Origin of the sequence: Roseixanthobacter finlandensis, from assembly GCF_043195105.2 — a bacterium.
Taxonomy (GTDB): domain Bacteria; phylum Pseudomonadota; class Alphaproteobacteria; order Rhizobiales; family Xanthobacteraceae; genus NCEH01.
On the sequence record NZ_CM195536.1, the window covers coordinates 4,854,645 to 4,880,702 of the forward strand.

A 26,058-nucleotide genomic window follows, 5' to 3' on the forward strand; every position below is an offset into this window, starting at 1 on the left:
AGCATCTACAAGTGGAAGGTCCGTTTCGGCGAGATGGACGTCCCGGTGGCCAAACGGCTGCCGGCGCTCGAGGACGAGAACGCGAAGCTGAAGCCCATGCTCGCCGACGCCACGCTGGACAATGCCGCGCTGAAGGATCTCCTGTGAAAGAAGTGGTGACGCCCGCTTCCCACCCGAGGCTGTGTGAAAACCCCTGATTATGCTATGTTTAGACACTTCTTCGGAGGTGCCAGATGGGACGTTTTGTCGAGGCTGCCGACCGTCATCAGGCGAGCTTTCTGCCCGCTTGTTTGGAGGACTATGTCGATCCCGACAATCCGGTCCGCATCATCGATGCCTTTGTCGATGAACTCGATCTTGCCGAGCTCGGTTTTTCCCGCGTGCAGCCGGCATCGACCGGCAGGCCTGGCTACGCGCCGGGCACGATGCTCAAGCTTTATGTCTATGGATACCTGCATCAGCTGACCTCGAGCCGGAAGCTAGAGCGCGAGGCGGGCCGCAACATCGAACTGATGTGGCCGACCGGCAAGCTGGCACCCGACTTCAAGACGATCGCGGACTTCCGCCATGACAATGCCAGCGCGCTCCAGATCGCGTGCCAGCGCTTCGTCGCCATCTGTCGTGCACTGGGTCTTGTCGGTGGCAGCATGGTCGCAATCGACGGGTCACGCTTGCGCGCGGTGAACACGCACGAGAAGAACTACACCAAGGGCAAGCTGGCGCGCCGGAAGGCCCATGTCGAGGAAAGCATCGCGCGCTATCTCGCCGAGCTTGAGGAAGCCGACAGTGCGGAAACCGGACCGGCCACTCCCCGGATCCATCACCTGACCGAGCGACTGGCGTCGCTGCATGGTCGGCTTCGCGAACTCGAGGAGATTGGCCAGCAACTGCAAGCCGCTCCCGATGAGCAGGTGTCGCTCACCGATCCCGATGCCCGTGTCATGGCGACCGGGAGCGACCATCGCGGGGTCGTCGGCTACAACGTCCAGGCGGCCGTCGATACCCGGCACCACATCGTCGTCGCCAATGCGGTGACCAACCGCGGTCATGACCGCTCGCATCTGCTGGAGATGGCCACAGCGGCCCAGGCCGAGACCGGCGCTGCCGAAATGATCGCCCTGGCAGATCGTGGATACTATGAGGGCGAGCAGATCCGCGCCTGCACCGAAGCTGGCATCATCCCGATGGTGCCCAAGCCAAATACCTCGCCGGCTCAGGCGCGTGGTTTCTGGAGCAAGGCCATGTTCGTACATGAGCCTGAGACCGACACCTACCGCTGCCCAGTCGGCGCACAGCTCCAGAAGCGCTTTGCCAGGGTGGAGGGCGGCAAGCTCATAAGCGTGTACTTCAACCAAAGGGCCTGTGGTGCCTGCGCATCTCGTGCGCTGTGCACGGCCGGCAAAGAGAAGCGTATCCGACGATGGGAGCACGAAGCGGTGCTCGATGCCATGGAGCGCAGGCTTCAAGCGATGCCCGAAGCCATGGCGGTCCGCCGCTGCACGGTCGAGCACGTCTTCGGCACCATAAAAGGATGGATGGGCGCCACCCACTTCCGAACGCGCGGCCTCAAGAACGTCTCCACCGAAGCCAGCCTGGCGATCCTGGCCTACAACATCAAGCGCGTCATCGCCGTCGCCGGCGTTGCATCGACCCTCAAAGCGATAACCGGGTGAACGGAGCTAATGCGCGCCGTGGCAACAACCTGAGCGACGAGCCATACTGAGTTCTCACACAGCCTCGGGCACAGAGCTGTCGCCCGCCTCATGGAAGCCCTTGGGATGAGCGAACGGCGGGCGTGTAAAGCCATCGGCTTCTGCCGCATGACCATGAGATACATGTCCGCCCGCGGGGACGACGGCCCGGTGCGCAAGCGCATGAATGCCATCGCCCCGGAGCGGCGGCGATTCGGGTACCGGCGTCTTGGCGCCTGCACCCGCCGCTCAGCCCCCCTGAGAGGGCAAATCCAACCGACGGAACGAACGAACTCACAGCTGGATAGAAGTTGGAGGCAACGTCGGGAGCGGATCATGATCGATGCCACCCATCTGAAGGCCCACCGCACGGCGGCGAGCCTGCTTAAAAAGGGGATGTTCCCCGTCGTATCGGGCGCACCAAAGGTGGCCTGAACTCAAAGCTCCACACGGTTTGCGACGGCGACGGCCGTCCGATCATCATGGTGCTGACCGAAGGCCAGATGAGTGACCACAAGGGTGCACGTCTCGTCCTTGATGCCTTGCCGCCGGCCCGAAGCCTGATCGCCGACCGCGGCTGCGACAGTGCCTGGTTCCGGGAGGCACTGGCCGCCAGGGGCATTGATCCCTGCATTCCTTCATCGCGGAGCCGCAAGCGCCCTTTCGACTATGACGAGGGCCTCTATCGCCAGCGACACAAGGTGGAGAACCTGTTCGCCAAGCTCAAGGACTGGCGCCGTATCGCTACACGTTATGATCGTTGCGCCCACACCTTCTTCTCAGCCATATGCATCGCCGCAACAGTCATCTTCTGACTCTGATTTGTGAGTCCTGAGCCTAGCTCTCTGATGTCGGCATTATGTGAACCCTCCTGGAATTCATTTAATATTCAAGATGCGCTTAACTGCCTTTCTTGGATGGCGAAATATTTTAACGACAGGACTGTATTCCCTTTTTTGCACAATAATGGTAGCAGGCGCCCCAGTATAATCCGCTGATGCTGGCGGCGCGACCAACTCAACCGAAACATTCGCGTCGTTTATAAGCTCTGCTTCATTCAGGAAACCACTCACCGGATGGGGCGTAGTGTACGCTACCGGCCGCAATGACTCCAAGAGAAGTCTTAAGTTAGCCATCTCCTTCTCAACAAAAATCCAAGGATGAACAGTGGCTGGAGACATACTGGCCAATATGGCCTCGTACGAACCTATATGCTGACCATGGATAGCTATAAAAACATCGTTTCTTTCATAGACAAAATAATCCCCCATTTTTTTAACAAAATAGGGCGAATGTCTAAAATCCGCAATCTGCTGCATGAGATGCAGTGTAGACAAAATCTCACCAGAAATGACATTCTTTGCTGCTCGCCCCTTCGATTTATCTATTGTTTCGATAATTCCAATTATTTTGCTGAATACTTCGATATAAGAAAGATCAAGAGAAAGAATAAAAACCCTAACTTCTTCTATATCGTCTAATGAAAAACATTGGCTAATCTCATTTTTCTTGAGATATACATCTGTTTGCTCAATTAACTTAACAACAATCTCGTTTAATGACCGATATATAGTACCATCATGTCTATACTCGTGTAATTTCGCAATTGTATCTGCAGAGATGTCACCCCGCTCCATTGCAGCACGAAAGTGCCGAACTATACCCACCGACCACCAGTAAAATAATGGCTTTCCCGTTGTTTGGGAAAATTTAGTCCAACCGCTCATGTCAAAGAAAATACGATAATCGACGAGAGGACTTGCGAGAAAACATACATGTGAATCTTTAAACAGATGCAGAAACCAAAAACAATGAGCATATATCGGGGACGTTTTAACAATCTCACGAAATATGTCTGTATTTAGCATTTTAGTCCGAGCTACAAGTATGGACCAACCCGATAACATATTAATAAGGCCCACACGGCGAAGCACACCCTCAAGGCCATAACACTCAACGTCAATAGCATCTGGGATCTGACCAAAATTCGCTAAGACTCCATTTTGCTGAATCACTCTGAAATTTGAAACATAAAAATCGACATTGGAGCCACCCTTCAGTCGCTCTATCAATTTCATCGCCGATTCGAAATTTGGAATATCATCGTCACCGAAAAACCAAGTATATTCTCCACTTACATCACATATGCCTCTAAGAATATTTTCCTCTGACGTCTCAATGTAGACGTTTGATCTTTTTATCACTAAATTTTTATTCTCTATTTTAAGCAGGTCTTCACTCGTCCCGTCTGAGCAGTTATTGTCGAGGACGACGACTTCTACGAGACCTTCCAGGTATCCATCTTCGATAAATCTGATAAATCTATTCACAAGCGGTATAATGAATTTTCGCCGATTGCGTGTTGGTATTAAAATTGACAACAACATATTGATACCCCTTCATGCCCTTCTTAAACTTTTGAAGTTAGCCCGATCTAATGCGCCTATTTACTGGTTTTCTAGGGTTATTTTTATAATATAGAAACCCTCATACTCTCTAAGGAATTTTTTAATTTTATTAAATATTCAATGTGTCAGCGATATTAAAAATCACCATCCTTCACTTCGAAGCAATAAAAATTGTGAAAAACACAGGTCTCCAGCACTAAGGGCGCTTTTTAGCGAGAAAATAGAACCGAATCACCGCCCTCGCAACGGCGAGGGTATTTTAAGCGACCTCGCCAAGCTCACCAACTCATAGATGGGGTTGCAGTTCGCGCCGAGCGGCTTCCCTCTCTCCGACAGGAGAGCCGACACTGACATAGCACCCTCCTACGGCGGCGCTGTGGATTTGCGATGTGCCGCCCCACAGGAGGTCCAAACACACCTTCTCCTTCAATCGGCGATTTTATCGTCGAAGAAACCACATCGAGCGATTCTTCAAGCGTACCGACCAGATGCACGATCTCACCTCCCGCGGCGATCGCGGTTCGAACAATTTCCGCATCTCCCTCAAACTCGCCCCGATTCCCATCTCGATCATTGCATTATGCGTTCGCGGATTAGGTGTTTTGTCCCACATTGTGATGGCATAGCTTTATCGCCGTCAGAATGGGAGGGGGCGGGCGCTATGGAGCAGGTTCTTTACGGAAGCGCCAAGACCACACACGCGATACGAGCAGAGCTACGGCGATCGAAGGCTCCGGTCGCGCAACTCGCGCTGCCACTCCTTGAGCTTGACGAACAAATTCTCAACATTGGGTCGCCGACCGTAAAGGTACTTGTCATGCTCTAGAGCATTTCATGTTTTGATTGAAGCATATCCGGCGTTTTTGAGGTCGTTGGCGCACTCGGTTGGGTCGATGGCCTGGACGAGTTCGCCGACATGGCGCCAGGTGTCTTCGATGGTTCGCTTCTGGGCCTTGCGCATCCAGTGCTTGATCTTGACGAAGGCCTGCTCGATTGGATTGAGATCGGGCGAATAAGGCGGCAGGAATCCGAGCCTAGCGCCGGCCGCCCGGATCAGATGGCGCACCGCCTCGGATTTATGGCTGCCCAGATTGTCCATGATGACGATGTCGCCGGGCTTCAACGTGGGCACGAGCATCTGCTCGACATGGGCGCGGAAACACGCACCGTTGATCGGGCCGTCGAAGACACAAGGCGCGGTCAGGGCATCGGCGCGCAGGACTCCAAGGAAGGTCAGGGTCTTCCAATGGCCGTGGGGCGCAAAGCCGCGCAGGCGCTTGCCCCTCTGTCCCCAACCATGGAGCGGGGCCATGTTGGTCTTGATCCAGGTCTCGTCGAAGACGAGCCTGCTCGGGTCGAGCTTGGGCTGATGTTTGCGCCAGCGCTGGCGGCGACGGGCGATATCGGCTCGGGCCTGCTCAAGAGCGAACATCGTTTTTTTTTGAAGCGCAGCCCCTCTCGGCTCAGGAACCGTCAGATGGCGTCATCCAAGACCGAGATCCCGTGCGCCGCCAGTTCCGCCTTCAGGGCGTGCAGCGTCAGGCTCGGCGTCTGCTCGATCCGCCCCGCGATGAAGGCGCGGTGCGGCTCAAGTACCCGCTTGCGGTGGCCGCCCATCCGGCCCGGTGCCACCGAGCCCGTCGCTCGAGGACGCTGCGACCACTTCACCACCGAGGAGACCGCAACCCCGAACCGCGCCGCAACCGCTCGGCTCGTCTCTCCGGAAAGAACCGCTGCAACAACCCGCTCCCGCAGGTCAGTCGATAGGGGTCGGACCATGCGATGCTGGCCTCCGCCCAGCCAGCATCTCGAATCACAACTTCCCGAAAACCGGAATCCCTACGATTTAAATCAAACGCAGAAATGCCCGAGGGCTGAGACTCAACGCAGCCAGCATGAGACGAGAGCGGCGAGGCAGAGGCCAGCGAGATAGTTCCTCGCGAGCTTGCCGTATCGGGTGGCGATGCGCCTGAAGTCCTTGAGGCGACAGAACATGCGCTCGATGGCATTGCGCTTCCTGTAGCGCCTTTTATCGAACGGATGCAGATACTTGCGATCATCCTTGTTGGGGATGACCGCGCGTGTGCCTCGGCGGGCAAGGTCTTCGCGGACCTTGTCGCTGTCATAGGCCTTATCGGCGAGAAGCTCGTCGGCCGGCGGTGCGGCATCCAGCATGACGGGCAGCATCTTGATGTCGGCCGCCTGGCCGGGGGTAAGGGCCAGGACCAGCGGCCGGCCCTGGCCGTCGCTCAGGGCATGGATCTTAGTCGTTCGACCGCCGCGGGAGCGACCAATCGCCTGACATTGCTCCCCCCTTTTTCGGCGCCGGCCGCCGAGCGGTGCGCCTTGACGTGGGTGCTGTCGGCGAGAAGCTGGCGCGGCGTGCGCTGATCGCCGGTCAGGGCGGCGTAGATGCGCTGCCAGATCCCCTTGCGGGACCAGCGGTTGAAGCGGTTGTAGACCGTGGTGTAAGGGCCGTAATCGACCGGGCAATCGCACCAGCGGCAGCCGCAGCGCAGCACATGAATGATCCCGGGCAGGATGCGCCGGTCATCCACGCGCGGCGGGCTACCATAATGAGGAAGAAGGGGTTCAATCTTCGACCATTGGTTATCATTCAACCAGAACAACCGGCTCATGGTATACTCTCCATCCATGAGCCGATTGAATCATAGATCGTTCGTTGAGTTTAGACCCTAGAGCTAGGCAGCGGAGCCTTCGGGTGGGCGTCCAACTTGAGTCGTGAAGCGCCCCTCGCTGCCCACCCGAAACCGTGCCACCCACTTGTAGCCGGCGCGCACCGAAATGCCCGCGGCACGGACCGCAGCGGTCACCGGCCAAGTCCCGGATGAACATCCTTTATTGCTTCGACATCTAGGCCTAGCCACCCGACCCAAGATCGCTTATCAAAACGATAACAAAAATTCACGAGAACCTCGATCTTGCTTTGCTATCTCTCAGGCCCGATATAACCACCCTAGAAATATTATAGTGCGATATCAGCGCTATAATGAATAGCGTATCATATTAAGCGCCCACTTACATTCACGTGAAATTTTCTGGCCGAGAAATTCGCTAGCCACTTTCGATCCAGGACGACACGCCAATGCGAGAATCACATTGTACTTCGGCAACACCGCTTCAAAAATAGGTACAAGATTTACTGCACGCAATAGAGCTCGAATGCTTCTTTGCGAGAAATGATTTATATGCTCATGCATTATCATCAGCGGGCCACCCGACTTCTCTTGCTCATCTAATGAGCTGAGAAGTAATCCGTCATATTGCTTTGGCACGTCGACACAAATGATGCCCTCGTCAGATAGATACTCCATCGCCTGAAGAAGTGTCAGCCGAGGATTGCTCACATGCTCCATCACTTGCGAGGCGAACACGAAGTCACAAAGACCGTTACCCGATTTTCCGGCACTCAAATCATCGATCCGAACCTCCGCAGCTGGGAAAATTCGGCCGGGGAAAAATCCATCCCCACCAAAATCCATAACTGTTTTGGGATAAATTTCAGAGAAAATATCGACCACCTCCGCATACTCTTGAGCTCGATCAATGTAATAGGGGCTGAATTTATTGTCGAAACTAGGAATAAACCCCGCATAAGACGGCTCGACTCTAAGTCGAAGATCATTATATTTCTGATCTCTATACCCAACATACAGCTTCTCAGCCTCACCCGAAGAAAGCCTGCGCTTAAAGAAGAAAAAGTCACATATTTGACAATATAACCCTTCAGTCATCACTTCTCCGAGCTCACAACGCTCAGTGAGAAACTGAGCTATTTCGCGGGAGCCTCGGTTCACCAATTTTTTGCTGCCGCAAATTGGACAGAAATCCATTTTCATCTATTTTTCCTCGTGTTGATTGGCAAAACTAAATCATTTTAATTCAAAAAAATCACGCCTTAAACAAAATTAATTAACTATCAGTTAAAATTAAGTTAGTTATCGTTCATCCATTAATTCAATTATCATATTCTCATTCAATTCTTCAAAACTAAGGAAAGGCGACATATCCTCAAGCGCCGGCGACGTGATGCGTCCGTCCGGATGCTGCTTGGCGCCGAGCTTCGGGGCAAACGGCACGGCTTCGTCGAGCATCACCTCACACACGACGGGCCCTTCAATCGCCAGTGTCTGCTGGATGATGTCGTCGAGTTCTCCGTGCGAGGAAATGCGTAGGAACGGGAAGCCGAACGCCTCCGCCACCCGCTTGAAATCGGGGAAGGTCACGCCGCTTTTCGGCCCGCCGCCCACTTCATCCCCGCCAAAAAAATTGCGCTGCGACTGAAAGATGGAAACGTATCCGCTGTTATTTAGTAGGAAGATCTTGATCGGCAGCCGATTCCCAATGATCGTCTGCAATTCCTGCAGGTTCATCATGATAGAGCCGTCGCCCGCCAGACAAATGACCTCCTTGTCGCCATTCGCCTTACAGGCACCGATCGCGGCGGGCAGGTCATACCCCATCATCGCGCTTCCGGAATTGGACCACAAGCGCTGGCCTTGCTTGAGCCGGCTGGCCTGGAAGCTCACGATGCACGCCGTCGCGTTGGCGGCCACGACGACAGCGTCCTGCGTCAGATGTTCGAACAGGCGATCCATAAAGCAATATGAATTGACGACCCGGTTGCTCCAATATTCCGGCTGCACGACGGAAAAACGCCGGCGACGCTCTTGTGCCCATTCCAGCCATTGCGCGTGTTCCGGTGTGGGACCGGCATATTCGGCATCGGCAAGCGCCGGCAAAAGCACCGCGAGGTCGGCGACCACCGGCATGTCGGCCTTGATATTGGGACGGTCCATTTCCAGCCGGTCGATATCGACCCAGATCTTGAACGCCTCGCGCGCAAACGATTGCCAATTATAGCTGATCTGGCGGATATTCAGGCGCGTGCCGAGGATGAGCAGGCAGTCCGAGTTTTGCGCCACGAAATTGCCCGGGCGGTCCCCGATGGTACCGGGCCGCCCGCCGTTCAGCGGATGGCTGTCCCACAACAGATCGTGGGCGCTGAAGCCGGTCACCACGGGGATTTTGAGCTTATCGATCAGGCGCAGAAAGGCGGTGTGCTGGCCGCTAAGGTGAACGCCGTTACCGGCATAGACGACCGGGCGCTTCGCCGCGGCGATACGCTCCAAAATCTGGCTGCATGTGTCCGCAAGCGCGAAATCCTGGTCCCAGGGCGCACCCAATTCGGCGGGATCGAAGCCCGGAAGTTCGTCGGGATCGATCAGCGACGCCTGCACATTGAGCGGGATGTCGAGCCAGCAAGGCCCCGGACGCCCGGAAACGGCGAGATAGAGCGCCTTTTCCAGATGGTAGCGGATCGATCGGGGATCGGTGACCATCTGGACATATTTCGTGACGGGGCGAACCAGCTCCTCAATGTCCAGCTCCTGGTCGCCATATTGACGCAGCGGTAGGCCGGTGGAGCGGACCGTTGTCTCCATCTTCACTTGGCCGGAGATCACCAGCATCGCGATGGAATCGGTAAAGGCGCCATGGACCCCGGTAATGGCGTTTGTCCCGCCCGGTCCGGACGTCACATTGGCCACGGCCAGCCTGTTGTTCACGCGATAATAGGCTTCGGCGGCGATGGCGCTGGCTTGCTCATGATGATTGAAAACGCATTCCAGGCCGGGATGCGTTCCAAACGCGTGGTTGAGATGCATGGCGCCGCCCCCGGTCACCATGAACACATGCTTTACGCCGAACTCGACAAGCCGCTGCGCGACCCAGTTCGAAAGCTTGACCTTGGTCATTGCTTCCACCCATTCCACATTGCCGTGCGACGTATCGCGTCTTCGAGGGACACCGCTGTGAACAAGCCGAGTTCGGTGGCGGCGCGCTTGGTTTCTGGAACATATCGGCCGGGGTTCCAGCCTTTCTCGAACGCATCGCGCACGATGAATTCGCCATTTCCAACCGTTGCCGAAACGACCCGTGCGAGGTCCCGGATCGAGATGCCTTCGTCGGAGCCTACATTATAGGCCGCCCCATCCGCGCCCCGCGCGAGCAGATGCCAGAGCCAGGTCGTCAAATCACCCGCATACATATAGGAGCGCACGGGCATACCGTTGCCGTTCACGATCACCGGCTTCCCCGCCATTGCATCGCGGATGAAGTTGCCCGCGGCGAAATGGATGTCCAGCGATATGTACGGACCCAGCAAGGCAAAAATCCGAGCGGTGGTAATCGAGAGCCCAAACTGTGCGCGATATATCGCGCACAGCATTTCGGCTGCCCGCTTGCCTTCCGCATAGGCGTTGCGGGCGTTCGTACAGTCCGGCGCGCCGCTCCAGGTTTCGGGAACGCGCTCCATCTCCCAGGGCTGCTGGCCGTAAATCGCGCCCGTGCTGAGATAGAGCACCCGCGGGATCTTGTTCTCAACGGCGAAGTTGAGCGCGGTTCGCGTCCCCGTGAGGACGGTATCGAACATTTTCAGAGGGTTGTTTTCATTCAGATCGGCGCTCGCATCGGTTGCGGCATGGATCAGATGCGTGAAACCTGCGGATTTGAGCGTGAAATCGCGGACATCACCGACGATGAAAGTGAACGCGCGAAACGAGGCGAGATGCGGCGCCTTCGCTGCGAACGCGTCCGCATTTCGGGTCAACACTGTCACTTTGATATCGAGGGGCTGGCGCTCCTCGGCATAGCGGAGGCTTTCCAACAGCCAGCAGCCGATGAAGCCGGTGCCACCGGTCATGAAGATACGCGCACCCCGCATCGTCTCCCACACCGTCGCAGTGTGTTCGAAAATATCGGCCAAATCGCTTTCGATAGACCAGCGCGTCACTGCCGATGCCCCTTCCCCATTTTAAGGCATGCTTCCAAAGACTTCCTGTATGCCGTCTGAGCGCTACCCGCGCTCCTGCGCCGCTATCCTCCAGCAATACGGTCAAGATCCGAGATTTCGCCGATCGTCAAAAAACAGTCCGCACGACGAACGCCGTCATCATATCCTCCCGCAAAGAATACGAACCGAACGCCGGCTGCCGCAGATCCCTTTTGATCCACGGTGCTGTCACCCACAAAGATCGCGTCATCGGGTTCGGTGCCCATGCCGGCCAATGCCGCCAAGATTGGCTCGCGGCTCGGCTTCGACGCGGACATGGTATCACCGCCGATGACGGCCCCGAAATAGCCCGCAATTCCGGTGTCTTCAAGCAGTTTCACGCAGAGCGATTCCGGCTTGTTGCTGCAAATCGCGAGCGCCATTCCTCGTCGGGCGAGGCGCTCCAGCACTTCCGGCACGCCGGCGTAAAGGCTCGATGCGGGTACGCGATGGCGGGCAAGCCGCCGGCGAAACTCGGCCAGCTCCATGGTGCAATCGCCCGTATGCATGTCCAGCGCATTGCGAACCAGTGTCGGGGCACCGAGGCTGATCCAGCCGCGATAGCGGCTGTCTGGCACGGGTGCGAAGCCGTGCTCGGCGCGCATTCCGTTCAGGACGGAAGCCACCGAGGGAGCACTGTCAACCAGGGTGCCGTCGAGATCGAAAACGATGCCACGAACCCGCATCAGCGCCGCCGGGGGACTGCGTAAAGCACGGAGTCGAAAGTATTGAACATATGCTGGCGAATGTAATAATCGTAATCGTCGACAATGCTGGAAATGAGAAGAAGGAGATCCCACACGTCTTCGGGCTTATGATAAAGCGAGGCGCAGATGATCGGGCGGCCTTCTGCGATCAGCCGGCTCGCGCCCTTCAGCGCCATCGCCTCGCTACCCTCGATATCCAGCTTCAGAAAATCGACCCGGGTATTCGAGAGCATGTCGTCGAGCTTGACGGTCGCAATGCGGGTGGTCCCGCCGCGATCGACAACCCCGCCTTCGCCTTCGCCTGAAAATGACAGGATTTCGTAGCTGTCCGCGACGGCGAGCGGAAGGCATTTTACAGCGCCGCTGAAGCCCTTCACATTCGCGACCAGGGACGCATAATTTCGTGTGTCCGGCTCGAAAAGATAGGCGTCCGCCACGGGCATATGCTGGTTCAGCGCGACATAGGTATCGCCATCAAACGCACCGCAATCCACATAGCAAAACGAGCGGTTGGCGAGATGCGGGAGCGTGAGGTCGCAGAAATACTGCTCTTCCGGATCCACATGGGCGGCATAGGCAAGGTCCTGCCCGGCCCGAAAGCGAATGATGCGCGAAAACAGCGTCCGGCTTCTTTCGTCCGACAACAGCTCATAGGCTTGGCGGATACGATCGCTCTCGGCCTTCGCGACCTTGGTCGAGCCCAGCCAGAACTTCCAGCCCAGTTGGTCCTCCACCTGAGGATAATAATCGAACGGCCAGAACAGTCGGTCTATTCCGGCCGCACGGGCGATGCTGTCGATATCGCTGTAGGACGTGTCCCGGTTGAAAATACCGACCGCGACCTGCGCCCCCGGACCCAGGGCCTGCGGGCCGACCGCAATCGGCAGGATCGGCAGCCCGTCGCAGTTCTCCGCCGCCGGCTTCGTCGCAACGAAGCCGGGCACCTGCGCGCCCTTCGCCCGGAGCGCCGCCGCCACGGCGCGCCCGAACGATCCCGTTCCATAAACCCAGACGGGACGGCCAAGGTCTAGCGCGCGCGTCGCGTCGTCGCTGGCATTGATCGCGGCGGCAAGTTCAGAAAATGACATGGCTGTCTTCCGGCGTAACCGCCCTTAAATGCCGCGCGCTTCGATGAGCGCCCGAAGCGATGGGTTTTCGTTGTACGGTCCGTCGACGTGGGTGATCATTAGGGGCTCATTGGCCTTGATCGGCTGGACCAGCTTCTCACCATCCATGACCTCGCGAACCGAAAGCTGGCCCTTGAGCAAGGGAATGGCCATGTAAAAATCGCGCTCGAAGGCTTCCTTCGAGAAGACATAGCCGGGGCTCAGGTCCGTCCGCGCGTATGCGCCGCGAACCAGGGCATCGAGATACTGCACCTCGCGCCTGGTGATCGGCCGGCGCTCGCTGCTGCGGCCGCCGCACATTTCGCGCGCCTTGTGGAAAGCCTTGAACCACTCGTCGCAATTCTCGGGCAGCGAGCAGTAAGGCGAGACCGCGACGCCTTCATAATTCACGTCGATGTGGCGTTCCCAGGTGCGCGCGCCCTTGCCGTAGGAGATCAGCATCGATGAATGCCAATCATGGTATTCGTGCGTCGATAGCCCGACCACATGGTTGGGATAGCGCGTTTTAAAATAATCGATCTGGTCGAGATCCAGCTCGGCGTCTTCCGACGGATATAGAGAGACGCAATGATTGATGGCGAGCGGGATGTTCCGCTTCTCGAAAAACTCCACCAGATCGTCCATGTCCTTTTCAGACGCACCGCCGGTGGAGACGATAACCGGCTTTCGCGTGCTGGCCACCTTCTCGATCAGCAACCAGTCGTTCATGTCGGACGAGGCGATCTTGATGATCGGCATGTCGAAGTAGACGCAGAGATCGACCGACGCCTCATCGAAAGGCGTCGCCATCGGGATGGCATCAACCGCCCGGATTTCGGCCACCATGCGCGCGAAATCTTCCTTCGAAAGCTTGGTGTCTTCCGTTTTCTTGATATAGCGCAGCTCGGTATTGCCCTTGAATTCAGGATGGATGAATTCATCGACGTCGCGGAATTGCAGCTTGATCGCCGCCTTCACGCCGTTGTGCCGAATAACTCGGCCATGATCACGAATGATCTTGAGCCCGCGGTCGAGCTTTCCCCAGTGATTGTTAGCAAGCTCGAGTACAAACAAGTTCTCAAACCGCTCGCGATCCCTTTGCTCAAGCATTTCCGTTTCCCATCTGAACGAATCCATCGATTTGCGCGAGTGTAACCTTGCGCATTTCTTCACCTCGAATAGCGGCCGTATGCCAGGCCACGGTTTCTTCAAGCGCGCGAGCAAGGCTCCAGCGCGGCGTCCATTTCAATATCGCTCTTGCCTTTGAACAATCAAGCTTCAACAGGCCCGCCTCGTGCGGCCCGGCGTCATCGTCCAGGGCCCATCGGGTGGGTTCCCCCCACATGCCGGTCATCTGATCGACGATCCACTGGACCGGTCGCTCATCGGCTACATCGGGGCCGAAGTTCCAGCCCTGTGCGAAGGTCGCGCCGTCCTCCACCAACCGCTGCGCGAGCAGAAGGTATCCGCTCAACGGCTCCAGCACGTGCTGCCATGGGCGGACCGCGCCGGGTCGCCGGATCTGGAGCGTCTTGCGCGCGGAGAGAGCACGGATGATATCCGGAATCAGCCGGTCTTCTGCCCAGTCGCCGCCACCGATCACGTTGCCGGCACGGGCGCTGGCGAGAAATGTCGACGGTCCCGACTGCGACTCATGAAAGAACGAGCGCTGATAAGCTGAGGTTACCAGCTCCGCGCAGCCCTTCGAACTCGAATAGGGATCAAATCCCCCCATGGGGTCGGTTTCGCGATAGCCCCATAGCCACTCGCGATTCTCATAGCATTTGTCGCTGGTGACATTGACCACCGCGCGCACGCCCTCCTGGGCGCGGACCGACTCAAAGAGATTGACCAGACCCAGAACATTGGTCGCATAGGTCTCCGTGGGATCGGCATAGCTTCGACGAACCAGCGGCTGCGCCGCAAGGTGAAGCACGATCTCCGGTGCGCATGCGCGCATCGCAGCATCAAGCGCGACGCGGTCCCGGATATCGCCGAAAATCGACGTCATCCCCTTGGCGACGTCGCCGGCCTCGAAAAGCGAGGGCGTGGTGTTCGGAGGCAGCGAAAAGCCCGTGACGTCGGCGCCTAGATGTTGGAGCCACAAGGAGAGCCAGCCTCCCTTGAAGCCGGTGTGGCCGGTGAGGAAAACACGGCGGCCGCGCCAGAATTCCGGCGTGCTCATGCGCCACCTTCAACATTACTGTGGCGACCCGCGCGGGTTCCCAAAACGACCTGCATCACACCGAGCACTCCTTCGCCACCCGACCCCATACCGGGCAACCGCCGCGAGCGCCGCCCTTCGACAAGGCACCTGAAATTTCCCGTAAAGACCAGGCTGTGCGCAAGCAATAAGGGGCGACCAATTCCATCGCCTCGTAGCCCACGCGACAGGACTTTGCCGACTGGGCATGAACGCGAAATGACATCAGTCCCAAACTTTCCACGGCGCCTTGCCGGTTTCCCACAACCCTTCGAGGCTGGTCTTGTCGCGCAGGGTATCCATCGGCTGCCAGAAACCGGGATGGAACCACGCTTGAAGCTCACCCTCGCGGGCCAAATGTTCAAGCGGCTCGCGCTCCCACAGCGTGTGATCGTCGGCGATATAGTCCAGAACCTTCGGCGACAAGACGAAGAAGCCGCCGTTGATCCAGCCGCCGTCCCCGACCGGCTTTTCCACGAAGGCGGAGATGCGGTTGCCGTCGAGCTGCAAGGATCCAAAGCGGCCCGGCGGCTGAACCGCGGTCATGGTCGCGAGATGCCCATGCGATTTATGGAAGTTGATCAGCGCGCCGATATCGACGGACCCGACGCCATCCCCATAGGTCAAGCAGAAATCACCCTTGATGTAGGGCGCCGCGCGCTTGACGCGCCCCCCGGTCTGCGTGCCTTCACCGGTATCGACGAGCGTAACGCGCCAGGGCTCCGCCTTGCGCTGATGTACTTCTATGGAATTATCTTCCATATTGATGGTCACATCAGACATATGAAGAAAATAATTCGCGAAATACTCTTTTATCATATAGCCTTTGTAACCACAGCAAATGATAAAATCATTTACGCCGTACCAAGAGTATATCTTCAGTATATGCCATAGAATAGGCTTTCCGCCGATCTCTATCATCGGTTTCGGCCGGAGATTGGATTCCTCGGAGATCCGCGTGCCGTAACCGCCAGCGAGAATGACCGCCTGCATTAATGCTTCCCCGCTCCGCCGCCCGAAATACCCCGGGACCTACTAAGGCACCTTGATATTGAGTTCAAGCCCTGTCGAGACAACTATAGGTGGGATATTCCGGCAATCGGGCCGAGAATGTCCGCGGGCCCGCTTTTGATCAAAATAGCGGCATCACCTTATGGTATCCTACGGCTAGTAGACCTTACCGCACGACCATGAAACGCATCCCGGCTGCCGGCCCACATCGAAGCTACCGTCCAACCATGAGCGTTGCCGTCTAATATTTCCTCATGGCGCGCCCGACGCGGCCGCTGCGCTGAAGATGCGCCGCTCCTTACTCGCTTGATCCTTCGGGCCCTGACATTTTGGCAAGGGGCTCCAAGGCCGGACCATCGTCATATTTTCCGGACCGCAGATAGTGGATGAGCGGATTCTGGCCCTCTCGCCTCAAATCCCGGTGCAGGGCATAATAATCACTGGTGGAGAAAAACGGTCCCGGATCCCGCCCCTCGCCGGCCCCGTGCAGCAGGTAATGACGGACCGGATCAACCTTCATGCGGGCGATATCGGGGTATTGTTCAAGATACCATTTTGGATCGAACAAACGAGATCTTCGCAATAGCCTCAGATCCGCTGAACGATCGAGAAGCATACGCCCCATGCTGAGCAACTGGGTTCCCGCTAGCCGAAACGGGTGGGAAGCCATGGCCCGCCCCTGGCGCGCCCGCTCTTCGTTGAACCCCTCGCCGGTCTCAAACGGCAGCAGCGGCCGGCGGACCTTACGGCGGTAGCTCCGGCCCGCCGTCGCAGCCTGCGTGACTTCAATAAAATGGGTGAGCTGGCGTTCGAACGCGGCCTCGGCCTGCCGATATTCCTCCGCGACCAGATGCACCGTCCGCTTCGCGTGTGCGACCTGCTCGGGGGTGTCGCCCCAGGCTACACCGTTGCGACCGAGCTCCTTTTCGGCGAGCGACACCTGAAAGAACGGATTCGGCATCAAAATCGTCGGGCAACCACACAACATCGCCTCCAGACAGAGCGATGTATTCTCGAAACAATAAAAAAAATCGCTTCTACGAAATAAACGGGCGAGTTCTTCTACCGTCTGCGAGTTCGGTTGATCGCGCGTGATCTCCGTGCTTCCGGCGGGAACGCCGAAAATCTCGCCCCCATGAACATACTTATACTTGATCGCGGTGTAACAGGTGCCGGTTCGCGCGCCGGTTCCGGCGGCGTTGAAGATGCTGGTATCCACATGGGGCAGAAACAGCACATTATCTGGCGCCCCGCAGAATTCGGCGAGAATGCTGGTGTAACCGAAGACGATCGTCTCCGGGGGAAAGCTGGCATCGCCGCCGAGAAATCCCGGAAAATTAAGGACGTAGCGGACCACCGTTTCCGCATCAAAGGGATTTCCGGACACCACCTCCGGGTAGATGACTATCGGCCGAACGCCGTTCTGAAAATGGTAGTCTACGATCTCCTCGGTCAAAAGCGGGGTCAACAGATCCGGATGCGTGTCGATCCCGTCCGCCAGCGGCGTCGGGGAAAAAAAAGCTCGCTCGCCCCTCAGGTTCAGCATATGGCAGAGTAAATGAAGACACTTTATGCCAGCAGACATGCGGGTGTAGCGCGGTGCTACAATATAATATGCACTTCGTTGAGGGTCGGGGAATTTCATCAGAGAAGAGATCGACTCGTTTGGCAGGAAGACCGAATATTTCTAGCGCAACCTGTGGATAACCCAGCATATACGCTTTTCACGGCATCACCATTACAAAGTATGCCGCATTCGGCAAGAAGCGACATCCGCAATCGAGCCCACCGAAGGTGCCCAAAGGGCGGGAGGCCGAACGCCGGTGCCGCTGCGTTCTTGCTGGTTTGACTAGGAAAGTGATAACCGATATCGCAAACGCGTGCGCGTTCGGTTCTCCCCCGCCAGTCACGATCAGGTGCCAGTTTCATGAACGACATCCTAATTAAGCAGGCCCACGACGTCCTGTCCGGGGAGTCGGACAATCCGGAAGAACTCCGCCGACTGATCGTCGAACTTGCCGCGCGGTATTCAGATATCGCCCACAAACCCAAGCCGTTTGTTCCGGGCTCGTCTTTTGTCCCCGTCTCCGGAAAGGTGCATGGCGCCACCGAGATGCAGCTTTTGGTGGAAGCTTCCCTCGATTTCTGGCTGACCACCGGCCGTTTCAACGATGCGTTCGAAAAGCGCCTCAAGGGATTCCTCGGCAGCCGTTTTGCCATGACCTGCAATTCCGGGTCATCGGCAAATCTTTTGGCGGCCAGCGCCCTGTGCTCGCCCCTGGTGCCGCACCACCTGAAGCCCGGCGACGAGGTGATCACCTGCGCCACCGGCTTCCCAACCACCGTCAATCCCATCCTCCAAAACCAGCTGGTTCCGGTCTTCCTGGATGTTCATCTCCCCACCTACAATATCCGCTCGGACTTGATCGAGGACGCGATCACCAGCAAGACGCGGGCCATCATGGTTGCCCATACCCTGGGTAATCCGTTCGATCTGGACACCGTTCTGGAAGTCGCGCGCAAGCACGACCTCTTCGTAGTGGAAGATACGTGCGATGCGCTCGGCGCGACATACAATGGCACGACGGTCGGAACACTCGGAGACATCGGCACGGTCAGCTTCTATCCTGCGCATCATATCACGATGGGCGAGGGCGGCGCCGTGTTCACCAATAAGAGCGTTCTGAAGCGCGCCCTGGAATCCATCCGCGACTGGGGCCGCGACTGCTGGTGCGAGCCAGGCAAGGACAACACCTGCAAGCAGCGCTTCAATTGGCAGCTCGGCGATCTCCCCGAGGGGTATGACCACAAATATACCTATTCGAACATCGGCTATAATCTAAAGATCACGGACATGCAGGCGGCTGTCGCCCTGGGCCAGATGGACCGGCTGGAGGGCTTCATCGCCGACCGGCGGCGCAATTTCGCCTTCCTGAAGGAGGCGCTGAAGCCCCTCGAGGAATTCCTGATCCTTCCCGAGGCGACGCCGAAGTCCGATCCGTCTTGGTTCGGCCTGCCCCTCACCGTCAGGGACGGCGCTCCTTTCACGCGCAACGCGCTGATTCGCCACCTGGAAGACAATAAGATCGCGACCCGCCTGCTGTTCGGCGGAAACCTCATCCGGCAGCCCTATTTCAAGACTCAAAACTACCGGGTCCACGGCGATTTGACGAACAGCGATAAGGTGATGAACTCCACCTTCTGGATCGGTGTCTACCCCGGCCTGACGTCGGATCACCTCACCTATATGGCGCAGACCATGGCGGATTTCTGCCGCAAGGTCTGATCCCGGCCCGGCTTTCGCGGCACGGAGCGGGGCGGCGATGAGATGATCGCGCCGCATCCTCCACGCGCCTCCTGCCTGAACTGCCTCCGCCCACCCCGACATAAAAAATGCCCGCTCAAGGCGGGCATTTTCTATTTTAACGTCAGTTCAGCGCCGCTCAGGCCTGGGGCTGGGGCTCTATGCTGCCGGCCGGTCCGTCGGGGCGGGGGCGGTTCTTGCCGGCGGTGGGCACCACCGAGCCGCGGGGATTGGCGGGCTCGATCACCGTGTCGCGCACCGGCGGCTTGCCGCCGAGCAGGTCGATGATCTCATCGCCGGAGAGGGTCTCATATTCCAGCAGGCCGCGCGCCAGGGCTTCCAGGCCCTCGCGATTTTCCGTGAGGATGCGGGTCGCTTCCTGATAGCCCTCGTCCACGAGGCGACGCACTTCCTTGTCGATGGTCTGGGCCGTCGCCTCGGAAATATTCTGGTGCCGCTGCATGGACATGCCCAGGAACACCTCGTCCTGGTTCTCGCCATAGGCGACTTGGCCGAGCAGGTCGGAGAAGCCCCAGCGCGTCACCATCATCTTCGCGAGGCGGGTCGCCTGCTCGATGTCGGAGGCGGCGCCCGAGGTCACCTTGTCGTGGCCGAAGATCAATTCTTCCGCCACGCGCCCACCCATCATGATGGCGAGGCGCGAGGTCATCTGCTCATAGGACATGGAGAGCTTGTCGCGTTCCGGCAGCTGCATGACCATGCCGAGGGCGCGCCCGCGGGGAATGATGGTCGCCTTGTGCACCGGGTCCGTCGCCGGAACCTTGAGCGCCACGATGGCGTGGCCGCCCTCGTGATAGGCGGTCAGCATCTTCTCTTCCTCGGTCATGACAAGCGAGCGGCGCTCCGCCCCCATCATCACCTTGTCCTTGGCGTCTTCGAACTCGCTCATGGTGACCATGCGCTTGTTGCGGCGCGCGGCCATGAGGGCGGCTTCGTTGCAGAGATTCGCAAGGTCGGCGCCGGAGAAGCCGGGGGTGCCGCGCGCGATCACCTTCAGGTTCACGTCGGGGGCGATGGGGATCTTGCGAGCATGCACCTTCAGGATCTGCTCGCGGCCCACCACGTCCGGGTTCGGCACCACGACCTGGCGGTCGAAGCGGCCGGGACGCAGCAAGGCGGGATCGAGCACGTCCGGACGGTTGGTGGCGGCGATGAGGATGATGCCCTCGTTCGCCTCGAACCCGTCCATCTCCACCAGCAGCTGGTTCAGGGTCTGCTCGCGCTCGTCATTGCCGCCGCCGAGACCGGCGCCGCGATGACGGCCCACCGCATCGATTTCGTCGATGAAGATGATGCAGGGCGCATTCTTCTTGGCCTGCTCGAACATGTCGCGTACGCGGCTCGCGCCGACGCCCACAAACATTTCCACGAAGTCCGAGCCGGAAATGGTGAAGAAGGGCACGTTCGCCTCACCCGCGATGGAGCGGGCGAGCAGCGTCTTGCCGGTACCGGGCGGGCCGACCAGCAGCACGCCGCGCGGGATGCGGCCGCCGAGGCGCTGGAACTTCTGCGGGTCGCGCAGGAATTCCACGATCTCGGTCAGTTCGCTCTTGGCCTCGTCGATACCCGCCACGTCCTCGAAGGTGACGCGGCCGTGCGCTTCGGTCAGCAGCTTGGCGCGGCTCTTGCCGAAGCCCATGGCCTTGCCGCCGGCGCCCTGCATCTGGCGCGAGAGGAAGATCCACACGCCGATCAAGGCGATGAACGGCAGCCAGGAGACCAGAAGGCTGACGAACCAGGGCACATTGTCCTGGATCGGACGCGCCGTGATGGAAACGCCCTTTCCGTACAGGCGCTGCACCAGGGTGGGATCATTGGGGGCGTAGGTCTGGAAGGCACGACCGTCGGTGAACGAGCCGGTGATGGTCGGCCCCTCGATCACCACGTCGCGCACCCGGCCCTGATCCACGTCGGAGAGCAGCTGCGAGAAGGAAATGTCGTTCGCGCTGGTGCGCTGTCCCGGGCTCTGGAAGAGCGAGAACAGGGCCAGAAGCAGCAGAACGATAATGACCCACAGGGCGAAATTGCGAAGGTTGGCGTTCATAAATTCCTCACGGGGAGCGCAGCGACGGCGCTCCCGCATCGGGCCTCCAGTTGCCCGGAATGGCCATTCTGCGTCATCGCTCACCTTGCGTCCGAGGTTAAAATAGGTCGCGCCCTCTGTCTTGCCAAGGAGAACAGCAGCCAGAAGACTCAATTATGCGCTATTGCCCACGCGACGGGCACGGCGCGGCAAGGCTCGCGCAACCTCCAGCCGGCTCGGCGCGAGTTGGATGCGCCCACCCGCCAGGGTGGCGCAAACGCTGCGCCCATCGGCCTGCGCGGCGCTAAGAGCGGCCAGCAGGCGTTCAAGCTTGGCCAGCTCAACGGGCCCCTCGTCACCCACCGCGTCGAGCAGACGCAGCAGCACCCGCAGGGCGATTTCCTCCGGCAAATTGAAAAAAGCCGCGCGGGCGAGGCGGATCGGCCCCGCCGCCGGCCAGGGTTCCGGCGCAAGGTCCGCGAGGGCGTGATCGGTTGCCTGTTCGAGCGCGGCCTCGGCGCGCGCCATCCGCCGCCCGAACCGGGAGAGCCCGGCGGCGTCCAGCCCCTCGCCGGCAAGCTGCGGCATCATGGCGCGCAGGCGCACGCGGGTGAAGGCCGGATTTGCATTGGACGGATCGCGCACGAAGCCCACCCGCGACGCCTCCAGAGTGGCGATGAGGTGCGCCTTGGGAATCGCGAGCAAGGGGCGCAGCAGCACCACGCCCTCGCGCCGGGAAGAGGCCGCCATGCCGGCGAGGCCGGAGAGGCCGGAACCGCGCGCAAGGCGCATGAGGATGGTCTCGGCCTGGTCGTCGAGCGTGTGCGCCGTCACGATGGCCTGCGCGCCGACCTGCCGGGCATGGCCCACCAGCAAAGCGTAGCGCGCGGTCCGCGCGCGCGCCTGGATGCTGCCGGTGATGCGCGGACCGGCCCAGTTCAGAATCGCGTGGGGGATGCCGAGACGCCGCGCCTGAGCGGCGGCGATCTGCGCCTCTTCCGCCGCGGCGGCGCGAAGGCCGTGATCGACGGTGGCCGCGAACAGCGCGGGCGCGGCGGGGGAAAGGCGCGCCCAGCGGGCGGCAAGTTCCATCAGGGCTGTGGAATCCGGGCCGCCGGAACAGGCCAGCAGCACGGCTGGATGGCCGCAGAATGCAGAAAACAGCGCGGGAAGTTCGTCATCCTCCACGGGACGCGGCGCGGATGGCGCTGCTTCAGCAGCCGGCACGCTTCTGCTCGCGTTCCACCGCCTGACGCACCGTCGAGGCGGCACGGGGATATTTGCGATCCACTTCGCCGAGGGTGGCGCAGGCCGCTTCGCGCTCGTTCAGCGAGGCCAGAGACTGGCCAAGGCGCAGCAGCGATTCCGGCGCGCGGGTGGAATTGGGATATTTGGTGGACACCTGGAGGAACAGCTCGGCCGCGTCCTTGAACGACTGGCGCTGGAACTGGCTCTCGCCGAGCATATAAACCGCGTCCGGGGTCAGCCTGTCGGAGGGATAGGCCTGGAGGAACTGGCGGAAGGTCTGCTCCGCCGCCGCATAATCCTGGCGCTGAATCTGGCCGTAGCCGGCATCGAACAGCTCGCGCGCGCTGCCGGCGGGCGCGAGCGCGGCCGTCTGGGCCCCCGTGCGCGGGGGAATCGCGCTGCCGCCGGGGCCGATCTCCAGCGGCACGTTCGGCCGGGCAAGGCCGGCGGAGGCGCTCGCCGGCGATCCCAGGGGCTGGGGGGCGCCGGGCGCGACCGGGTCCTCGTTCGGATCAAAGGCGTCGGAGCGCTTGCCGGTGCCCGGCACCACCGGAGCGGCAACCGACGGCACCGGCGCGGCGCCGGGTGCGCCCACCGGACCGGCGACACCGGCCGCAGGCGGCGCGGGGCGCGGCCCCTTTCCGCCCGAGAGGCGGTATTCGACATCCTCCTGGAAGCGGCGCACTTGCTGCTCCAGCTGCTGGTTTCGATACTGCAATTCCTCGATCTGGCCGGTCATCGTGCGCAGCTGGTTTTCCAGCCGGTCGATGCGCAGCACGCTCTCGGACTGCGCGGCGGCAGCGGCCTGCTCGCTCTGAACCGCGCCGGGCGGCTTGAAGAGATCGCCGAAGGGATTGTTCTGCGCCTGCGCGCCACCGGCCGCCAGGCTCAGGCAGGCGGCGAACAGGAGCGCTCGGGCACCGGAAAGCGGGCGCATCATGGTCCGAATCGCGAAAGGGGTTGAAGTCAGGGACATCGCTCAAAGCCCCGCATCTGTTGCAGCTTTGCCCAGGGATCGCGTCCAAAGTGTGACCCCAGGCGCAAGGGAGAAGCGGACGCGGCGGCAGGCGCGAGCCCGCCCGCGAAAACGACGGAGCCGGCGCCCGAAGGCACCGGCTCGGCCGAAGGGAGACCTGAAGGCGACAGGCGCGGATCAGGAACCGGCGGTGTTCAGCACCGTCACCGCGCGGCGGTTCTGCGACCAGCAAGAGATATCGTTGCACACCGCCACCGGACGTTCCTTGCCGTAGGAGATGGTGCGCATGCGCGCCGGGTCGATGCCGCGCGAGGCGAGATAGTCGCGCACGTTCTGGGCGCGGCGGGCGCCGAGGGCGATATTGTATTCGCGGGTGCCGCGCTCGTCGGCATGGCCTTCGATGATGAAGGTATAGCGGCTGTATTGTTGCAGCCACTGGGCCTGACGATCCAGCGTGGCACGCGCCTGGGGCGACAGATCGGTCTGGTCGGTATCGAAGAACACGCGATCGCCCACCGCCACGACGAATTCCTGCGGCGAACCGGGAGGCCCGCCGGCGCCGCCGGCTCCCGCCGCGTTCTGGTCAGGATTATTAGCGCAGGCGGCCAGTGCCAGCGCGAACCCGAATAGAGCGGCGAACCGGAAGCCGCGAGCAAAACCAAAGAAACGCATTCCGGTGACTCCCTTCTCAACGCAAGCCGGAGACCTCGTGTAACAGCCGCTTTCTTAAGCGAAGGTTCCGCAGGCCCCGTCCTTGGTCCGCAGAGCGCGGTAGATCCCGGTTCGCGGGTCCCTACCGTCTCCCATGGTTAATGCTTGGTGAGCGACGTCGGCCACGGCGGGACGCCGGTGTCTGAAACCCGGCGGCCGGCAGCGGCCGGCAGCCGGTCGCCCCTGCCGCATGACGAGGCATCCCGCATGCGGCGAATGCAGCAGTGGTGCGGGGCCGTGGCATCATGATGGCGAAGATGAGGACCGCTAAAGGCGGCGCTGCCGCGCTTTTGGACATTTTCCGAAAGCTGGTCCCAAACCCCTGAAATCACGGCATTATCCTTAATGCCACGCGAAACCATGGAAGAGGTTTGCGCCAATCTGTGGCGCAGAGGCAACACCTCGCGGCAGCCCCGGCATGGCAGCCCCGGCGTCAGGAGCGCAGCGGCGACCAGGCCGGATCCGAGGCATAGCTCGGTGTCGGGACGCGCTGCTCGTTATAGCCCGTCACGTCGATGGTGAAGAGCTGCGGCCCGGCGCCGCCCGCCGGATCGCGGAAGAACATGATCACCCGCCCGTTGGGCGCGAAGGTCGGCCCCTCATTGTGATAGCCTTCCGTCAGCACGCGCTCGCCCGAGCCGTCGGTCTTCATGACACCGATGCCGAACCGGCCTTCCGCCTGCCGGGTGAAGGCGATGACATCCCCGCGCGGCGACCAGACCGGGGTCGAATAGCGCGCATTGCCGAACGAGATGCGGCGCGCGCCTGAACCGTCGGCGCCCATGATGTAGATCTGCGAGGTGCCGCCGCGATCGCTCTCGAAGCAGATCTGGCGGCCGTCCGGCGAATAGCAGGGCGCGGTGTCGATCGCCGCCACGTCGGTGAGGCGGGTCGTGGTCTTGGAGCGCAGGTCCATGACGAAGATATTGGAATTGCCGCCCTGCTGAAGGCTCATGATCACCTTCTGGCCGTCCGGCGAAAAGCGCGGCGAGAAGCTCATGCCGGGGAAATTGCCGACGATCTCGCGCTGCCCGGTCTCGATGTTCAGCAGATAGACCCGCGGGTCGGCCCGGCCATAGGACATATAAGTGATTTCCTGGCTGGTCGGCGAGAAGCGCGGGGTCAGCACCAAATCGTCGCCGCGCGTGAGATATTTCACCTCGGCGCCATCCTGGTCCATGATGGCGAGCCGCTTGATGCGCCGCTCCTTCGAGCCGCTCTCGTCGATGAACACGATGCGGGTGTCGAAATAGCCCTTCTCGCCGGTCAGCCGCTCATAGATGGCGTCGGCGATGATGTGGGCGACCCGGCGCCAGTTCTCCGGCTGCGTGAAATATTGCTGGCCGAGCAATTGCTGGCCGGCGAACACGTCCCACAGGCGGAACTCGGCCTTCAGCCGCCCGTCGCCCTGGCGCGTGACGCGGCCGGTGACGAGGCCCTGGGCGTTGATCACCCGCCAGTCCTGGAACCGCGGCGCCTGGTCGGGATTGGTGATGTTCTCCACGAACGCCTTTGGCTCGATGGGCGCGAACAGGCCGGAGCGCTTGAGATCGGCGCTCACCACCTGGCTGATGCCGCGCCCCACCTCGCCCTCGCCGATGAAATCGGTGATGGCGATGGGAATCGGCTGCGGCGTGCCGGATGTGATGTCCAGCTTCAGCGCGGCCCGTGCCGGCGCGGGGAGCCCGCCGAGGGCCAGGGCGGCCGCGACGCCGCCCCCCGCCGTCACCAGGGCACGGCGGGACAGCAGGGTACCGGAGGCCTCGAACGGTGCGGGTCGCTTCAGAAGGGTCATT

Annotated in this window: 19 protein-coding genes and 4 pseudogenes; 5 read left to right on the plus strand and 18 right to left on the minus strand. The window is 60.0% G+C overall.

The genetic code is table 11. The features are described from left to right. The 4 genes and pseudogenes from V5G24_RS22655 to V5G24_RS22670 form a co-directional block, all read left to right on the plus strand. Positions 1 to 170, plus strand: a pseudogene (locus V5G24_RS22655) (transposase); the annotation flags it as partial. 63 nt (positions 171 to 233) lie between these two features. After that, on the plus strand, positions 234 to 1,673 hold the full coding sequence (locus V5G24_RS22660) for an IS1182 family transposase (RefSeq protein WP_509292272.1): 1,440 nt from the start codon (positions 234 to 236) through the stop codon (positions 1,671 to 1,673). A 72-nt stretch (positions 1,674 to 1,745) separates the two neighbouring features. Beyond that, positions 1,746 to 1,952, plus strand: a pseudogene (locus V5G24_RS22665) (IS3 family transposase); the annotation flags it as partial. A 66-nt stretch (positions 1,953 to 2,018) separates the two neighbouring features. Next, positions 2,019 to 2,506: pseudogene (locus V5G24_RS22670) on the plus strand (IS5 family transposase); the annotation flags it as partial. Between the two features lie 63 nt (positions 2,507 to 2,569). On the opposite strand, the gene V5G24_RS22675 reads toward V5G24_RS22670, so the two are convergent. The 13 genes and pseudogenes from V5G24_RS22675 to V5G24_RS22735 all read right to left on the minus strand — a co-directional run bounded on the left by V5G24_RS22675 (position 2,570) and on the right by V5G24_RS22735 (position 17,624). Continuing rightward, positions 2,570 to 4,078, minus strand: a complete 1,509-nt coding sequence (locus V5G24_RS22675; protein WP_394083871.1) for a glycosyltransferase family 2 protein — start codon at positions 4,076 to 4,078, stop codon at positions 2,570 to 2,572. Between the two features lie 853 nt (positions 4,079 to 4,931). After that, positions 4,932 to 5,878 (minus strand): annotated as a pseudogene (locus V5G24_RS22680) (IS630 family transposase). Positions 5,879 to 5,980: 102 nt separating this feature from the next. Beyond that, a protein-coding gene (locus V5G24_RS22685) for an IS5 family transposase (RefSeq protein ID WP_394083873.1) occupies positions 5,981 to 6,738 on the minus strand; the annotation gives its coding sequence in 2 pieces (ribosomal slippage) (positions 5,981 to 6,418 and positions 6,421 to 6,738; 756 coding nt in all). Positions 6,739 to 6,801: 63 nt separating this feature from the next. Then, entirely contained in the window at positions 6,802 to 6,987 is a 186-nt protein-coding gene (locus V5G24_RS22690; RefSeq protein WP_394084513.1) for a leucine zipper domain-containing protein, read from the minus strand. A 117-nt stretch (positions 6,988 to 7,104) separates the two neighbouring features. Continuing rightward, positions 7,105 to 7,959 (minus strand): methyltransferase domain-containing protein, encoded by an 855-nt coding sequence (locus V5G24_RS22695; protein WP_394083875.1) that lies wholly within the window; start codon positions 7,957 to 7,959, stop codon positions 7,105 to 7,107. A 99-nt stretch (positions 7,960 to 8,058) separates the two neighbouring features. Then, positions 8,059 to 9,876, minus strand: a complete 1,818-nt coding sequence (locus tag V5G24_RS22700) for a thiamine pyrophosphate-binding protein (RefSeq protein ID WP_394083877.1) — start codon at positions 9,874 to 9,876, stop codon at positions 8,059 to 8,061. Continuing rightward, positions 9,873 to 10,913 (minus strand): NAD-dependent epimerase/dehydratase family protein, encoded by a 1,041-nt coding sequence (locus V5G24_RS22705; protein ID WP_394083879.1) that lies wholly within the window; start codon positions 10,911 to 10,913, stop codon positions 9,873 to 9,875. Before V5G24_RS22705 ends, V5G24_RS22700 begins: the two co-directional genes overlap by 4 nt. An 83-nt stretch (positions 10,914 to 10,996) precedes the next feature. After that, the gene (locus V5G24_RS22710; protein ID WP_394083881.1) at positions 10,997 to 11,638 is read right to left on the minus strand and encodes an HAD-IA family hydrolase; all 642 of its coding nucleotides are present in this window, start codon (positions 11,636 to 11,638) and stop codon (positions 10,997 to 10,999) included. After that, on the minus strand, positions 11,638 to 12,747 hold the full coding sequence (locus V5G24_RS22715; RefSeq protein WP_394083883.1) for an FkbM family methyltransferase: 1,110 nt from the start codon (positions 12,745 to 12,747) through the stop codon (positions 11,638 to 11,640). Before V5G24_RS22715 ends, V5G24_RS22710 begins: the two co-directional genes overlap by 1 nt. A gap of 24 nt (positions 12,748 to 12,771) precedes the next feature. Continuing rightward, on the minus strand, positions 12,772 to 13,875 hold the full coding sequence (locus tag V5G24_RS22720; protein WP_394083885.1) for an N-acetylneuraminate synthase family protein: 1,104 nt from the start codon (positions 13,873 to 13,875) through the stop codon (positions 12,772 to 12,774). Further along, the gene (gene rfbG / locus V5G24_RS22725) at positions 13,868 to 14,950 is read right to left on the minus strand and encodes a CDP-glucose 4,6-dehydratase (protein ID WP_394083887.1); all 1,083 of its coding nucleotides are present in this window, start codon (positions 14,948 to 14,950) and stop codon (positions 13,868 to 13,870) included. Before rfbG ends, V5G24_RS22720 begins: the two co-directional genes overlap by 8 nt. Positions 14,951 to 15,193: 243 nt before the next feature. Continuing rightward, complete coding sequence (gene rfbF, locus V5G24_RS22730) at positions 15,194 to 15,961, minus strand: glucose-1-phosphate cytidylyltransferase (RefSeq protein ID WP_394083889.1); 768 nt, start codon at positions 15,959 to 15,961, stop codon at positions 15,194 to 15,196. A gap of 316 nt (positions 15,962 to 16,277) precedes the next feature. Further along, entirely contained in the window at positions 16,278 to 17,624 is a 1,347-nt protein-coding gene (locus V5G24_RS22735) for a hypothetical protein (protein ID WP_394083891.1), read from the minus strand. A gap of 282 nt (positions 17,625 to 17,906) precedes the next feature. On the opposite strand from V5G24_RS22735, the gene rfbH reads away from it, so the two are divergent. Continuing rightward, positions 17,907 to 19,265, plus strand: a complete 1,359-nt coding sequence (rfbH, locus tag V5G24_RS22740) for a lipopolysaccharide biosynthesis protein RfbH (protein WP_394083893.1) — start codon at positions 17,907 to 17,909, stop codon at positions 19,263 to 19,265. Between the two features lie 157 nt (positions 19,266 to 19,422). Here the strand turns inward: rfbH and ftsH are convergent, their stop codons facing one another. The 5 genes from ftsH to tolB form a co-directional block, all read right to left on the minus strand. Beyond that, on the minus strand, positions 19,423 to 21,348 hold the full coding sequence (gene ftsH / locus V5G24_RS22745; protein ID WP_394083895.1) for an ATP-dependent zinc metalloprotease FtsH: 1,926 nt from the start codon (positions 21,346 to 21,348) through the stop codon (positions 19,423 to 19,425). Positions 21,349 to 21,501: 153 nt separating this feature from the next. Continuing rightward, the gene (tilS, locus tag V5G24_RS22750) at positions 21,502 to 22,554 is read right to left on the minus strand and encodes a tRNA lysidine(34) synthetase TilS (protein WP_394083897.1); all 1,053 of its coding nucleotides are present in this window, start codon (positions 22,552 to 22,554) and stop codon (positions 21,502 to 21,504) included. Further along, complete coding sequence (gene ybgF, locus V5G24_RS22755; protein ID WP_394083899.1) at positions 22,541 to 23,515, minus strand: tol-pal system protein YbgF; 975 nt, start codon at positions 23,513 to 23,515, stop codon at positions 22,541 to 22,543. Before ybgF ends, tilS begins: the two co-directional genes overlap by 14 nt. 213 nt (positions 23,516 to 23,728) lie before the next feature. Continuing rightward, positions 23,729 to 24,223, minus strand: a complete 495-nt coding sequence (gene pal, locus V5G24_RS22760) for a peptidoglycan-associated lipoprotein Pal (RefSeq protein WP_394083901.1) — start codon at positions 24,221 to 24,223, stop codon at positions 23,729 to 23,731. Positions 24,224 to 24,695: 472 nt separating this feature from the next. Then, the gene (tolB, locus tag V5G24_RS22765; RefSeq protein WP_394083903.1) at positions 24,696 to 26,057 is read right to left on the minus strand and encodes a Tol-Pal system beta propeller repeat protein TolB; all 1,362 of its coding nucleotides are present in this window, start codon (positions 26,055 to 26,057) and stop codon (positions 24,696 to 24,698) included. Between the last annotated feature and the right edge of the window lies 1 nt (position 26,058).